The organism is Streptomyces sp. NPDC037242, assembly GCF_055604165.1.
In genome coordinates, this window is sequence record NZ_JBVJUY010000046.1 from 21,149 (window position 1) to 34,415 (window position 13,267).

Here is a 13,267-nt window from a genome sequence, read left to right on the forward strand (position 1 = left end):
ATTAACGGGTCCACGGCCCCCAGGTCAGTAGCCGATCGTGAACCTCTGGCCCGCATGCGCGTCGCGCTCGATCTCGTCGACCAGGGCCACGGCGTAGTCCTCCGTCGAGATGAGACTGCGGCCCGCGTCGTCGACGATCAGGTTGTCGTGCCCCAGCTTGTACATCCCCGTCCGCTCGCCCGGAGCCATCTGCCCGGCCGGGCTGAGGCTGGTCCAGCGCACCTCCTCCACCGGCACGGTCCGCAGGAAGTCCAGGGCCTCCCCGTGGGCGTGCATGACGGCGAGCTCCGCCTCCGGGATTCCGGCCCCGTCCCAGACCAGCGGGCCGCCGGGGGTGCGCAGCGAGCCCGATCCGCCGACCGTGATCACACGCGGCCGGGCTCCGTCCGCGCTCAGCATGCGCACCCCGCCGATCAGCGACTTCACGGCGCTGACGAGCGTGCCCGGGTCCCCGGTTCCCGGCCCGAACGCGCTGACCAGCACGTCCTGGCCGACCGCCGCCTGGGCCACGGATCCCGGGTCGAGGACGTTCCCGCGCACGACGGTGGCGGCCCCCGGTCCGCCGCTGCCGGCGACGCCGGAGAGGCGGGCGGGGTCGCGGACCACCGCGGTGACCGAGTGGCCGCGTCCGAGCGCCTCGTGCAGCACTCTGGATCCGATCGTGCCGGTCGCTCCGAAGAGTGCGATCTTCGCCATGGCGACTCCCTGGGGACGGGGACGGGGGCGGTACGGGCCGGGTCGTCCGGCCGCGCCCCGCCCATCCAAGCGAACCGCGCCCACCGCGCCCGGCAGCCGGGCCGGGGTCAGTCGGATGATCCCGTCAGCCGCACAGCGCCACGATGGCCGGGGACACCGTCCCCCGGGCGGCCGCGCACAACTGGGCCATGTCGTACGTGCGCTGCGGCGCCGGCCGGGGCCCCGGCTTCGCGGGCGGCCGCTTGCGGTGCTCCGGCGCGGCCGGCTTGGCAGCCTTCGCCCCGCGCGGCGTCCGGTTCCCGCGCTCCCCGGACCCGCCGCGGCGGTGACCGGGCGCCGCCGGCCCCGGCACGGCGGGCCGGGCGGCCGCAGCGCCCGGGGCGCCCGGGGACGACGGCGTCGGCGGGGCGGACGACGGCGCGAAGGCCGCGGGCGACGGCAGCGGCCCGAGCGGCAACGCCCGGACCTCCGGTTGCTCCCGGGCGGCGGTCCGGGCGGCCCCCGGTAACTGCCGCCCGGGCTCCGGCGGCTGTGGCGGGTGCACGGTCACACATCCGGCGGTCGTCACCAGTACGGCGAGGACCAGCATCAGGGGCAGGGCTGTCAGGCGGCGGGGCGGCATCCGTCCACCCTGCCGTACCCGGGGCCCCGGAACCTACGTGCCGTCACGCGGACGGGTGAGGCCACCAGTCACCGGCCACCGGTCTCGGCACCCCCGCACGCTCAGGCCCCGGCGGGCCCGCGCGTCACCAGCCGCAGGGCGTGCTCCAACGGCCCCCGGCGCAGCGGGCTGTCCGCCCAGACCCGCTGCCACGCCCACGCCGCGCCCAGCCCCGCTCCCGCGAAGGCGGCCACCGCGCCCCAGGACGCGGCCCCGTTGGCCGGGCCGGCCAGCACCAGCGCGTGGACGACGTACGCGCTCAGCGCCATCGCCCCGAGCGCGGTCAGCGGTCGCAGCAGCCGGGCGCCGGTCCGGCTCCGCGCGGCGAGCACGAACAGCCCGATGAGGGCGCAGCCGACGCCCGCGTTGCCGAGGGTCTCCAGCGGGGTCTGGCTGTACGGGTCCGCCAGGAGCAGCCACTCCCAGGAGGTGCTGGGCACGGCCCCGAACTGCCGGCCCAGCACCTCCCGTACGGGATCGGCCGCGCCCAGGGCCTCCGGGTGGCTGGAGGCGATCACGCCGAGCAGCCGCTCGCGGCCGCCGAACACATGGGTGGAGAGCCAGGCGGCGCCGTAGCCGGCGAGTGCCGCCGCCGCGCCCCAGCCCGCCATCCGCCGGGCGACGGAACGCTCCCGCAGGTCGCACAGCCGGCCGAGGGCCAGCCCGACCAGGACGTACGGGAAGTAGGTGGCGAGCGGATAGGCGCCGGTGAGGAGCAGCTCGCACAGCACCTCGCCCGCTCCGTCCCAGCTGGCCAGGGCTCCGGCCTCGGGCACCAGGCCGCGACCGGAGTCCTCGTAGCCGAACAGCGGGCCGAGCAGGAACGACAGCAGCGGTCCGGCCACCACGGACGCACCGGCGACGGCGGTGAGCACCGGGGTGGACAGCCGGGTGAAGGGCTCGGCGGCCAGGAAGTACACGGCGAAGAAGGCCAGGATCACGAGGATCCCCGGCCACAGTGCGGCCAGCCACAGGCCGAGCCCGGCCAGTACGGCGCAGCGGATCAGCAGCGGGCGGTAGCGCGCCGCCCAGCCGTCCGGCAGCTCACCGGCGGATCCGCGGCCGCGCTGGGCGAGGGCCAGCGAGAACCCGGCGAGGAGGGTGAACAGGGCCGGGGCCCGCCCGTCGGCCGCCACGATCAGGTACCCGGCGCCCTCGGCCCGCGGGGCCGGCCCGACGTGCACGGCGAACATGCCGAGGACGGCGAGCCCGCGCACCGCATCGACCCCGGCGAGCCGGCCGCTGCTCGGGGCGTCGCTGCTCCGGATGTTGTTGCTCCCGCCGCCCCTCATGCGGACCTCCGCCCGGCGGTTCGGCTCATCCGCACGTCACCGTGTCGCGCGGCGTGTAGCGGGTCTTCATCGTCTCCCGCTTGACCTCCGCGCCGCCCTTGACGAACACCCGGTCCACGGCGACGTCGAAGCCCTCCAGCGGTGACTGCGGCTCGCACTTGGGCCCGCTGCCGGTCCGTGTCTGCGGCGGCTTGACATTCGTCCGAGGCCCCTTCACCGCACGTATCTCGTCGTACTTCTTCGTACCGAGGAACGTGATGGTGATCGAGGTATCGGTGGCCTCGGCCTGGATGTAGAGCGCCTCGCCCGAGTCGTTGGCGAAGCGCAGGTCCAGGCTGCCCCAGGCGACGGTGGCCTCACGGCCCTCCGGGTAGCGCTCGATGTAGAAGGAGTGGGCCCCGTACTCGACCGGCTTGACGCCCGCGAAGAACATCGCGTTGAACACGGTGGTCGCCACCGCCGAGACCCCGCCGCCCGAGGCCTTCTCGTACTGGCCGTTGTTGATGATCAGGCCGTCCACGAAGCCGTTCTCCTTCGTGCGCTCCCCGACGCGGCGGTTGAAGCTCCACGTCTCGTCGGGCATCACGAGGGAGCCGTTGATCAGCTCGGCGGCCCGGCCGATGTTCGTCGTCCGGTACGGGGCCTTCTCGAAGTCGACGGTGAAGGAGGACACCCGCTCCTTGAGCCCGAGCCCGCCGATCGTCTCCCGCGACAGCTTCGGCCGGACCTCCTCCGTGGCGACCTCGCCGGTGCGGGCGGCTTCGCCGCTGCCCGTCAGCAGGGGCAGCACCGCCTTGCCGAGGCTCTGCCCGGTGACCTGCCGGCCGGCCCGGCCCTCCTCGGCGACGGTGACCCGGCCGTCACCCTCCAGCCGCAGCTTCGCCTCGGCCGCGCCCGGGGCCGCCCGGCGCAGCGGTCCGGCCAGCGCGGGGTCGGCGAGCAGCGCCTCGGCGTCGAGACGGGGGGCCAGCCGGCCACGGCCGTCGTCCTGCACGGTGAGGTGCTCGGAGAGGACGGCCGGGCCGACGGGTATCCGCCTGCCGTCCACGGTGAGGGTGACGGGCGCCGACATCGCGGGCCCGGCGAACTCCTTCAGGGCGCGTTCGGTCTCCTGCTGCCCGACGCGCGGCTCCGTACGCCGCACCGGGAGGTCCACGGGGTCGCCGGCGGCCCGGGGATAGGAGGAGCGCAGCACCTCCACCGAGCGGTCGACGTCGAGTTCGGTGCCGGTGACCGGGGTCACGGCCGCGGCCTTGCCCTTCTCGAACGAGACCGAACCCTCCCGCGCCTTCCGGGCCGTCTTCTCGCCGAGCCCGGTGAGGGCGGCGCGGGCCGCCTCCTCGTCGAGCCGGACCACCGGACGGAGGTCGGGGTCGCCCGAGGAGAACAGCCGGCCGATCACGCTGACCGGGTCGGCGCCGGAGCGCGCGGCACGCTCGGCCGTGGCGGCGGTGTCCAGGGACAGGCCGAGGGACCCCGGCCCGGCCTGCTCGGAGCGGTCGCCCACCCGCAGGTCCAGCGGGGCCGCGGCGGAAGGGCCGAGCTCCCGGTGCAGGACCCGCGCGGCCTCGGAGCGGCTCATCCCGCCTATGTCGACGCCTCGCACCTTCGTCCCCGCGGCGACGTCCTCGCCGGCCAGGAGCAGACCTGCGACATACATCCCGCCGAAGCCGAGGACCGCGGCGCCGCCGGCCACGCCCGCGACGACCGGCGCGGTCCACCGCTTTCCGGCGGCCGCCCGGCTGCCCGTACGGGAAGCGCGTCGCATGTCTGGGTCCCTCCTCGGTCCGGCCACGTGGTCGGACCGACGGTTTTCAGGCCGGCAGTCCGCTCACGGAACGTAGCAAGAACGACATAACCAGGTAATAAGGAGGTATAGCGGCGGCAAAGCGACGGCCTGCGGCCGGCCGGCCCGCGCGCCCCGTCCACCGTCCCGCCAGCAGCTCCCTCCCGCCCCCGGGGCGCCGTAACCCGGGGGCCGCACGCGCTGTTGCACAGGTGGCGGGTCCCCCACGGCCAACGCCCCTACGGTGAATGGAGTCCGATGCCACAGCTGACCGACGAGGCCGTGACCGACGACCGTGAACGGCCGGGGCCGGGCACCTGGATGACCCCGCAGGAGTACGGGGCCTCGCGCGCCGTCCTGTGGACCGGCGCCGTCGTACTCGTCACGGACGGCGCCGGCCGGATCCTCGTCCAGAGCGTCGACTACCGCTCCGACCGGCTGCTGCCCGGCGGCGCCGTGGACGCGGGCGAGTCGCCGTCCGCGGCGGCGGCCCGCGAGGTGTCCGAGGAACTCGGCATCGAGGGCCGCTACCCGCGGGGCCTCGCCGTCGACTGGATCCCCGCGGACACCCCCGGCATCCCGCCCGAGATGGGCTTCCCCGGCGAGATCCTCCACGTCTACGACGGCGGGACCTGGAGCGCCGAGCGGATCGCCGCCGTCCGGCTCCCGGCCCAGGAGATCACCGGCATCCAGTTCGCCGAGCCGGCCGACCTGACCTCCCTGATGGACCCCGGCGACGCCCGGCGTGCCCTGTCGGCCCTGCGGGCCCGGATCAACGGCGGGGGCGCCGCACTGCTGGAGGACGGCCGGCCCACCGCCCCCACCGCCCTGGACCGGCTCGGTGTCCTGCGCACCCGCCGCAGCCAGGACCACGGCACCTGGCACGCCGGCCCGGCCCCCGAGCACCTGCCCGTACGGGAACACACGGGCTGGCTGTTCGCCCCCGACGGCCGGGTCCTGCTCCTGGTCGCCCGCGCCACCGGCGCCGTCCACCTCCCGCCCCCGACGGCCGCCCCCACCGCGGGCGCGGCCCCGCTCGGCTACCGGTACGGCGCCCGCGGCGCCCACCTCCGTACGGCCGCCCGGCTCACCGCGCTGCCCCCGGGCCCGGACGCGGCGCACGCGCGGCTGCTGGCCACCCCCGAACAGGTCCGCGAGCTCAGCGACTGGGGCCCGGCCGGGCACGACGAGCTCGCCTCGCTCCACGCGGCCCGCGCCCGGCTGTGCCTCCCCGCCGCGACCCGCACCCCGCTGACGGAACTCCCGGAGCACGGAACCCGCTGGTGACCGGAGCGCCCGGCGGGGGTGGCAGGCGCCCGCCGCGAAGGAGTAAATCCGGCGTGAGCGGGGAGCCGTCCCGCAGCATGGGGGGATGAGCGAGACTGCGATCACCTACACCCTCTACATCCAGGCCGACCCCGCCCGGGTGTGGCAGGCCCTGACCGAGCCCGCCTTCACCCGCCGGTACTGGGGGCTCAGCTTCGAGACCGACTGGGCGGTGGGCTCGGCGATGGACTGGGTGGAGCGCGGGGCGCGGACCAGCGATCCCGCGCAGGTGGTCCTGGAATGCGTTCCGCACCGCCGGCTCTCCTACGCCTGGCACACCTTCACGCCGCAGTGGGCGGCCTCGGTGGGCATCGACGAGGAGCTGCGGGCCGAGTTGGCGCGCGAGCGGCGCACGAAGGTGACGTACGAGATCGAGCCGGTGGGGGAGACCCTCGCCCGGTTGACCATCCTGCACGAGGACTTCGAGCCCGGCGGCACCCTGATCGGGATGTGCGGCCGGGCCTGGCCGCTGCTCGCCTCCAGCCTCAAGACGCTGCTGGAGACCGGAGCCGCGCTGCCCGAACCCGGCCACGCCACGGAACAGGGCCACGGCGGCTACGAGGCGCACGGAGGCTAGGTCGTGTCGTCAAAGTCCCGTCTGGCCGGCGCCGCCCTCCGGGCGGCCGACGCCACTTTGACGACACCCCCTAGCGCCGCGTCAGGCACCTGCGGCCGGGACGGATCCGCCCCGGCCGTACGGCCGTTCACCGCGCCTGTGATCATGGTGGCCGGCCACGAACCAGGAGCCCTGACATGCAACTCCGGCACCACCGTGTCGTCATCACCGCCGCAGGCCGCGACTTCGGGCGCACCCTCGCCCTGCGGTTCGCCGCCCTCGGAGCCGAGCTCTACCTCTCCGCCCGCACCCTCGAAGCCGCCGACCGCGTCCGCGAGGAGATCCGCGCCCAGGGCCACGACGCCTCGCGGGTCCACGCCTTCGCCTGCGACCTCACCGACCCCGCCTCCGTACGGGAGTTCGCGGCAGCGGTCGCCGCGCGGACCGACCACGTCGACGTACTCCTCAACAACGGCTCCCGCTACCAGCACGGCCCGGACCTGCTCTCGGCATCCGACGAGGACGTCGTCGACACCCTCGCATCCGGAGCCACCGGCACCGTCCTCGTCACGAAGGCCTTCCTGCCGCTGCTCCTGGAGTCGGCCAAGCCGGACATCGTGACGATGGTCTCCGCGTGCGGTGACGCCGGCCACCACCGCTCCGACGCGCACGACGCCTTCTACGCCGCCAAGAGCGCCCAGGCCGGTTTCACCGAGATCCTGTCGCGCCGCCTGCGCGACCAGGGCGTCCGCGTGATCTCCCTCTACCCGCCGGACTTCGACAACCACGACCCGCTGTCCGAGGCGTGGGAGAGGGCCCCGCGCACGGCCAAGGACCCGCTCACCGCCCAGTCGCTGGTGGACTGTGTCCTCTTCGCCATCGGCCAGCCCCGGGACTGCTTCATCAAGTCCTTCCACTTCGAGCAGGTCTGACGGCATGGAACTGAGCGAGATCCTCGACGCGGCCGCCGGGTTCCGCCCGGTCGGCTCCGAGGCCCTGCTGCTGGCAGCGGCCGCGTCGCCGGGCGGAACCCGGTGGGGGAGCCCGTGTGCCGGACTGTGGGGCTACGGTGTGCCCGTCAGCACGGCTTGGTGATCGAGCCCTGGTCCGAGGTGACGTTGCCCGAGTAGATCCAGCCGTACGGAGCCTCGCCCCCGACGCTGACGTAGTACCACTTGTTTCCGGACTCGTTGTACGTGTAGCACCAGCCGCCGAGCCGCGTTCCCACGGGGAGGGTGTAGCCGCTGGCGCTGCCGCAGCCCGCGTTGGGGCCGGTCCTGAGCCAGATGGCGTTCTTCACGCTGGTTCCACCGGGACCGTTCGAGCCGGGATTGTAGTTGCAGGCCATGGCTCCCGCATCGGCAACGCCCGACGGGATCCAGTCCGGTGCTTCGTTCGCCGCGGTCGCCGCGGGCACGCCGGCCGCAGTGATGGCTGTGGCGAGCGACAGTGCGGCGAGCACCGATCGAACCTTGCTCATGGGTGTGTCTCCCTCGGTAGTCGGTCTGCGTTCGGCATCCGACGCTGCCAGGCGTCCGGCCCGCCGTTCCAGGGCCTCCCGCCGTCCTGGACGGGGCGGTCGGTGTCCTCGCAGGTCACAGAGCCTGTCCCCGTCGTGTCCCGGACGGGCCGCGGGAGCCGGGAGTGGGCCTGATTCCTCCTGGCCCGGTCCCGCAGGGGCCCGGGATGCTCGGGGCATGCACCCCATGACGTCTCTCCCGGACCCGGACGAGGCCCGGAACGCCGCCGAGTTCATCGCCCTCGTACGGCAGCTCCGTGAGCGGTCGGGTCTGACCTACCGAGATCTGGAGCAACGGGCGGAGCACTTCGGCGAGGTGCTCCCGCGCAGCACCCTGGCGACGGCCCTGAGCCGGGACGCGCTGCCCCGGCCGGAGCTGCTGAGAGCGTTCCTGATCGCATGCGGACACCAGGGGCTGGTCGAGGCGTGGTCGGAGGCGCGCGACCGGCTTGCCGCCGGGAGCGTCGACTCTGAAGTCGTTGCGACCGCTACGGGGACCCCGCACTCGGAGCCGGAGCCTCATTCGGAGCCGGAGCCCCGGCCGCTCCTGCGCCTGGTCGTGCTCGCCGTCGGGTCACTGCTGGCCGTCGTGGCGCTGGCCGTCGGCGGTCACCTGGCACGGGCCGGCACGGGTGAGAGCGACCGCGTCGACCCCGTTGCCGGTCCGAGCGCACTTCCCGGGCCGGTCGAGCCCGGTACGTACCGGATCCGGGTGGCCGGCTCCGAACTGTGCTTGTCGGAGTCGCCCCACCGGGACGGCGGAGGCGCCGTGGAGCAGTACGCCTGCCCGGCGAGCGTCCCCGTCTACCTCCTGGAGCCCGCGGGCGGCGGCCAGTACACGATCCGCTCCCTGCACCCCGTCATGGGACACGGCTGCCTCGGCGTGGACTCCGGCCTGAGAGCGGACGGAACCCGCCTGATGAACGACTACTGCGGCCGCCGGGGCACAGCCGAACGGTTCAGGATCCTCGCCGCGGCGGAGGACGGCGGGCACACCTTCCGGATCGTGCCGGTGCACAGCGGCGCTTGTGTGTCCGTCCCCGGCGGGAACAGCACCCCCGGCACGTCCGTCGTCCAACTGCCGTGCACCGCAACGCAGTCCGGTCAGCGCTTCGCCTTCGATCCCGTACCGGCGCCCACCGCCATTCCCGACATCAGGTCCAACTAGGCACTGCCGTAGCGTCGGTTATTCGAGGACCGCGGTGGCTTCGACCTCGACCAGGAGGTCCGGTTCCCCCAGCGCCGCCACGCCCAGCAGGGTGATCGGCTTGACCGGGTCGATGCCCAGCTTCGCTGCCGCCCGGCCCACGCCCTCACCCAGCAGCGGCATCTTCTCGGAACTCCAGTCGACGACGTAGACGGTCAGCTTCGCAACGTCTTCGAAGGAGCCGCCGACCCCGGCCAGAGCGGTGGCGATATTGAGATAGCACTGCTCGACCTGAGCTGCGAGGTCTCCCTCGCCCACGGGCCGGCCATCGGCATCGCGGGCGACCTGCCCCGCCAGGAACACCAGCTTCGATCCGGTGGCGACCGACAGCTGCCGGTAGACCTCGGGCTTCGGGAGCCCTTCGGGGTTGACCAGCGTCACGGACATGGAAGGCCTCTTCCTCTTGGGGTAAGGAGTAGCAAGATCAGCATCATGAAAGCATAGCGATGCTATGTATTGTGAGGCCATGGCGAGGACGAAAGATCCAGCGTGCCGCTCCCTGCTGCTCGACCGAGCCGCGCAGATGCTGCGGACGAGGCAACCGGTCACCCTGCGCACCCTGGTTGCCGGAACCGGCGTGTCAACGATGGCCGTCTACACCTACTTCGGCGGCATGGACGGCCTGTGGAAGGCGCTGCGACAGGAAGGCTTCACACGCCTGGCCGCCCAACTCGCGGCCGTCGAGATGTCCATGGACCCGGTACGAGACCTCGCAGCACTGGGGGCCGCCTACCAGGCCAATGCCATGGAGAACCCCGATCTCTACCGCGTCATGTTCGACGCGGGCTTCGACCTCGAAGACGCCGGTGCCGCGGACGAAACCCTGTACCTCCTCGTCCACGCCATCGACCGGGCCAAGGCGAACGGCCGCTTCCGCAACGAGATCGACCCGCTGGAACTGGCAACACAGAGCTGGACCATCGGACACGGACTCGCCTCGCTCGTCGCCACAGGCCCCCTGCCGCACCAGGCACTTGCTCATGGCGTGCCCATGTTGACAGCACTGTTCACCGGCGCAGGAGACGAACCCGACCGCTGTCGCCGGTCCGTCGAGCGCGGCTGGTCCGGAGCCGGATAGCCCCGGACCGGTCCGGCTCTCGATGGAGAGACAGGGTCCGGTGCCGTGAGCCCGACGGGACCCTGGGCGCCGGTCGTTCACCGCTGTCGTGTGGAATGGTCGCCATGGGGAGACGCGAGAACCAGATACGCCCGGCCGAGCGGTCGAGCGCGCCCGAGTACTGGCGCTACGCCCGGCACCTGGATTCGCTGGCGGCCGTATCGGGCGAGGCGGCGGAGGCCGAGGCGGTGGCCGCGGTCCTGCGCGACCCGGACCCGGTGATGGCGGAGAGCGCCGTCGTCACGCACCTGGACCGGCGGGCGGCGCAACTGCTGGCCGACGGGGCGTTCCCCGCCTGGGCGCACGCCATGGGCGCCGCGCTCGGCGGGCGCACCTTCGCGGCCCGCCGGCTGCGCGAGTGGATCCTGCTCAGGTCCATCGCCCGGGGCGAGCCCTGGGCGGTCGCCGACCTCACCGCCGCCTCCGACTGGTGCCAGCGCACGGCCGCCCAGTCGCCGGCCTCGGACGAGGAGGCACTGGGCCTGCTGGCCGCCGCCGCCCGCACCCGCAGCGTCCGCAACACCGCCGCGCGGCGTCTGCTGCGGCGCGCGGCGGTCTGAGACCGGCGGCTCTTCGCCGAATCCGGTTGCCACGGCGGCGGCGTGCTCGTGAGGATGGCGCCATGCCTGTCTTAAGCGCACCCGACGGAACCGAACTCGCCTACCACGTGGTCGGCGAGGGCGAACCACTGATCTGCCTGCCGGGCGGCCCGATGCGGGCCTCCACGTACCTCGGCGACCTCGGGGGAGTGTCCAAGCGCCGCCGGCTGATCATGCTCGACCTGCGGGGCACGGGAGACTCCGCCCTCCCGGCCGACCCCGCGTCGTACCGCTGTGACCGGCAGGTCGGGGACGTAGAGGCCCTGCGGCGCCATCTCGGCCCGGAGCGGGTCGACATCCTCGCCCACTCCGCGGGCGGCGACCTCGCCCTCCTCTACGCGGCCCGGTACCCCGAGCACGTCCGCAGCCTCGTGCTCGTCACCGCCAGGGCCCGGGCCATCGGCATCGACTTCACCGTGGAGCACCGCCGGGAGGCCATGGCCCTGCGTGCGGCGGAGCCCTGGTACGCACGCGCCCGCCCGGCGGCGGAGGCCGTGTGGGCCGGCACGGCGACGGACGCCCAAGGGGAGGCGGCGGGCCCGTTCCACTACGGCCGCTGGGACGCCGCCGCGCAGGCGCACGCCGCGGCCGAGGCCGGGCAGTCCAACGAGGAGGCCGGCGAGGTCTACGCCTCCGCCGGAGCCTTCCAGCCGGCGCGCACGCGCGCGGCCGTCGCCGCCTTGGAGGCGCCCGTACTGATCCTGGCCGGCGAACTGGACGGCGGTCCCCGTCCGCGCGTCGCCAGGGACATCGCGGAATGGTTCCCCAGGGTCGAGGTGACCGTCCAGCCGGGCACCGGCCACTACCCGTGGGTCGACGACCCCGCCGCCTTCGCACGGACCGTACTGGGCTTCCTCGACGCGGAAGAGGAACGAAAGGCCGCGCTCGCCCGGGCGAGCACGGCCCGTGGGCGCCCGCGCGGCTGAACACCGGCCGGGGCAACGTGAAGGCGCCGCCCCCCCGTGTGCGGGGACCGGCGCCTTCACGTACGCGTCACTTGCCCCGGCGCACCCGGGCCGCGGCGCGGGCCTCGGCCGCCTGCCGGGCCTCCACCGTCTTGCGGGACTCCTTGCCGCGCCCCGGCCGTCCGGGCCGGGTACCGATCCCGCGGAAGCCGAGGTCCGAGCCGGAGGGCTTGCCCTTGGCGTCGGTCGGCGCCGCGCCCGCCAGCGGGACCCCCGAGGGGGCCTTCGCTCCGGTGATGCGGCTCAGCGCGGCCTCGCCCGAGCGCACCTGCGTGATCGTCGGCCGGATCTTGGCGTCGGCCATCAGCCGCACGATGTCGCGGCGCTGGTTCGGCGTGACCAGGGTGACGACCTTGCCGGACTCGCCGGCCCGCGCCGTACGGCCGCCGCGGTGCAGGTAGTCCTTGTGGTCCGCGGGCGGGTCCACGTTGACGACGAGGTCGAGGTCGTCGATGTGGATGCCGCGCGCCGCGACGTTGGTCGCGACCAGGACGCCGATCAGGCCGTCCTTGAACTGCCCCAGGGTCCGGGTGCGCTGCGGCTGCGACTTGCCGCTGTGCAGGCCCTCCGCCCGTACGCCCATCGCCCGCAGGTGCTTCACGAACTGGTCGACACCGTGCTTGGTGTCCAGGAACATCAGCACCCGGCCCTCGCGGGCGGCGATCTCGGTGGCCGCCGAGACCTTGTCGGCCGCGTGGATGTGCAGCACGTGGTGGTCCATCGTGGTGACCGAGGCCGCCGACGGGTCCACGGAGTGCGAGACCGGGTCCTTCAGGTAGCTCCGGACGAGCTGGTCCACATTGCGGTCCAGGGTGGCGGAGAAGAGCATCTTCTGGCCGGCGTGGTGCACCTGGTCGAGGATCTCGGTGACCTGCGGCATGAAGCCCATGTCGCACATCTGGTCCGCCTCGTCGAGCACCGTGATCTTCACGCGCTCCAGGTGGACGTCCCGCCGCCCGATCAGGTCGCTGAGGCGTCCGGGGGTGGCGACCACGACCTCCGCGCCGGTGCGCAGCGCCGAGGTCTGGCGGCCGATGGACAGACCGCCGACGACCGTGGCCATCCGCAGCTTCAGGGCCTGCGCGTACGGGGCCAGCGCCTCGGTCACCTGCTGCGCCAGTTCGCGCGTCGGTACGAGGACCAGAGCCAGCGGCCGCTTCGGATCGGCCTGCTCGCCCGCCGTGCGCGCCAGCATGGCCAGGCCGAAGGCCAGTGTCTTGCCGGAGCCGGTCCGGCCGCGGCCCAGGATGTCCCGGCCCGCGAGGGAGTTCGGAAGGGTCGCCGCCTGGATGGGGAACGGCTCCGTCACCGCCAGCTCGGCCAGCGTCCGCACCAGCTCCGGGGGCAGGTCGAGCTCGGCGAACGTCTTCACGGGCGGCAGCGCCGGAGTGGTGGTCGCGGGCATCGCGAACTCGCCCCGCAGGGGAGCGGTCCGCGGGCTCTTGCCGCCCGCCTTGCCACCGCTCCTGGGGCCTGCCTTGGCTCCGGCCTTGACGCCGAAACGCCCGTGAGGTGACGGGTTCTTCATGCAGAACCTTCCGTG

Annotated in this window: 15 protein-coding genes; 8 read left to right on the forward strand and 7 right to left on the reverse strand. The window is 73.9% G+C overall.

The genetic code is table 11. The annotated features are described in order from the left end of the window. Positions 1–24: 24 nt before the first annotated feature. From ACZ7GJ_RS35515 to ACZ7GJ_RS35530, 4 genes are all read right to left on the reverse strand, one after another. Positions 25–696: an NAD(P)-dependent oxidoreductase gene (locus ACZ7GJ_RS35515; protein WP_470757758.1), complete on the reverse strand. Its 672-nt coding sequence runs from the start codon at positions 694–696 to the stop codon at positions 25–27. Between the two features lie 124 nt (positions 697–820). Next, positions 821–1,318 carry a hypothetical protein gene (locus ACZ7GJ_RS35520; RefSeq protein ID WP_470757760.1) on the reverse strand — a complete coding sequence of 166 codons (498 nt, stop codon included), beginning with the start codon at positions 1,316–1,318 and terminating at the stop codon, positions 821–823. A gap of 101 nt (positions 1,319–1,419) precedes the next feature. Further along, complete coding sequence (locus tag ACZ7GJ_RS35525) at positions 1,420–2,649, reverse strand: DUF418 domain-containing protein (RefSeq protein WP_470757762.1); 1,230 nt, start codon at positions 2,647–2,649, stop codon at positions 1,420–1,422. A 25-nt stretch (positions 2,650–2,674) separates the two neighbouring features. Further along, positions 2,675–4,417, reverse strand: a complete 1,743-nt coding sequence (locus tag ACZ7GJ_RS35530; RefSeq protein WP_470757764.1) for a VanW family protein — start codon at positions 4,415–4,417, stop codon at positions 2,675–2,677. A 276-nt stretch (positions 4,418–4,693) separates the two neighbouring features. Between ACZ7GJ_RS35530 and ACZ7GJ_RS35535 the strand changes: the two genes are divergently transcribed. From ACZ7GJ_RS35535 to ACZ7GJ_RS35550, 4 genes are all read left to right on the forward strand, one after another. Continuing rightward, positions 4,694–5,722 carry an NUDIX domain-containing protein gene (locus ACZ7GJ_RS35535; protein WP_470757766.1) on the forward strand — a complete coding sequence of 343 codons (1,029 nt, stop codon included), beginning with the start codon at positions 4,694–4,696 and terminating at the stop codon, positions 5,720–5,722. An 85-nt stretch (positions 5,723–5,807) separates the two neighbouring features. After that, the gene (locus tag ACZ7GJ_RS35540; RefSeq protein ID WP_470757768.1) at positions 5,808–6,338 is read left to right on the forward strand and encodes an SRPBCC domain-containing protein; all 531 of its coding nucleotides are present in this window, start codon (positions 5,808–5,810) and stop codon (positions 6,336–6,338) included. Between the two features lie 176 nt (positions 6,339–6,514). Further along, complete coding sequence (locus ACZ7GJ_RS35545; protein ID WP_470757770.1) at positions 6,515–7,249, forward strand: SDR family oxidoreductase; 735 nt, start codon at positions 6,515–6,517, stop codon at positions 7,247–7,249. Positions 7,250–7,253: 4 nt separating this feature from the next. Further along, a complete protein-coding gene (locus ACZ7GJ_RS35550; protein ID WP_470757772.1) occupies positions 7,254–7,412 on the forward strand; it encodes a hypothetical protein in 159 nt (52 codons plus the stop codon). Here ACZ7GJ_RS35550 and ACZ7GJ_RS35555 read toward each other — a convergent pair. Further along, positions 7,396–7,797 carry a hypothetical protein gene (locus ACZ7GJ_RS35555; protein WP_470757774.1) on the reverse strand — a complete coding sequence of 134 codons (402 nt, stop codon included), beginning with the start codon at positions 7,795–7,797 and terminating at the stop codon, positions 7,396–7,398. The two genes, ACZ7GJ_RS35550 and ACZ7GJ_RS35555, sit on opposite strands and share 17 nt — an antisense overlap. Positions 7,798–8,023: 226 nt before the next feature. Here ACZ7GJ_RS35555 and ACZ7GJ_RS35560 point away from each other — a divergent pair, with 226 nt between their 5' ends. Further along, on the forward strand, positions 8,024–9,004 hold the full coding sequence (locus tag ACZ7GJ_RS35560; protein ID WP_470757776.1) for an RICIN domain-containing protein: 981 nt from the start codon (positions 8,024–8,026) through the stop codon (positions 9,002–9,004). Between the two features lie 18 nt (positions 9,005–9,022). Here ACZ7GJ_RS35560 and ACZ7GJ_RS35565 read toward each other — a convergent pair whose 3' ends face one another. Further along, the gene (locus ACZ7GJ_RS35565; protein ID WP_470757778.1) at positions 9,023–9,430 is read right to left on the reverse strand and encodes a RidA family protein; all 408 of its coding nucleotides are present in this window, start codon (positions 9,428–9,430) and stop codon (positions 9,023–9,025) included. Between the two features lie 79 nt (positions 9,431–9,509). On the opposite strand from ACZ7GJ_RS35565, the gene ACZ7GJ_RS35570 reads away from it, so the two are divergent. The 3 genes from ACZ7GJ_RS35570 (at position 9,510) to ACZ7GJ_RS35580 (ending at position 11,685) form a co-directional block, all read left to right on the forward strand. Then, positions 9,510–10,121: a TetR/AcrR family transcriptional regulator gene (locus tag ACZ7GJ_RS35570; RefSeq protein WP_470757780.1), complete on the forward strand. Its 612-nt coding sequence runs from the start codon at positions 9,510–9,512 to the stop codon at positions 10,119–10,121. 104 nt (positions 10,122–10,225) lie between these two features. Then, a complete protein-coding gene (locus ACZ7GJ_RS35575) occupies positions 10,226–10,720 on the forward strand; it encodes a hypothetical protein (RefSeq protein WP_470757782.1) in 495 nt (164 codons plus the stop codon). 62 nt (positions 10,721–10,782) lie between these two features. Then, positions 10,783–11,685: an alpha/beta fold hydrolase gene (locus ACZ7GJ_RS35580; RefSeq protein WP_470757784.1), complete on the forward strand. Its 903-nt coding sequence runs from the start codon at positions 10,783–10,785 to the stop codon at positions 11,683–11,685. Between the two features lie 67 nt (positions 11,686–11,752). Here the strand turns inward: ACZ7GJ_RS35580 and ACZ7GJ_RS35585 are convergent, their stop codons facing one another. Continuing rightward, the gene (locus tag ACZ7GJ_RS35585) at positions 11,753–13,252 is read right to left on the reverse strand and encodes a DEAD/DEAH box helicase (RefSeq protein ID WP_470757786.1); all 1,500 of its coding nucleotides are present in this window, start codon (positions 13,250–13,252) and stop codon (positions 11,753–11,755) included. Between the last annotated feature and the right edge of the window lie 15 nt (positions 13,253–13,267).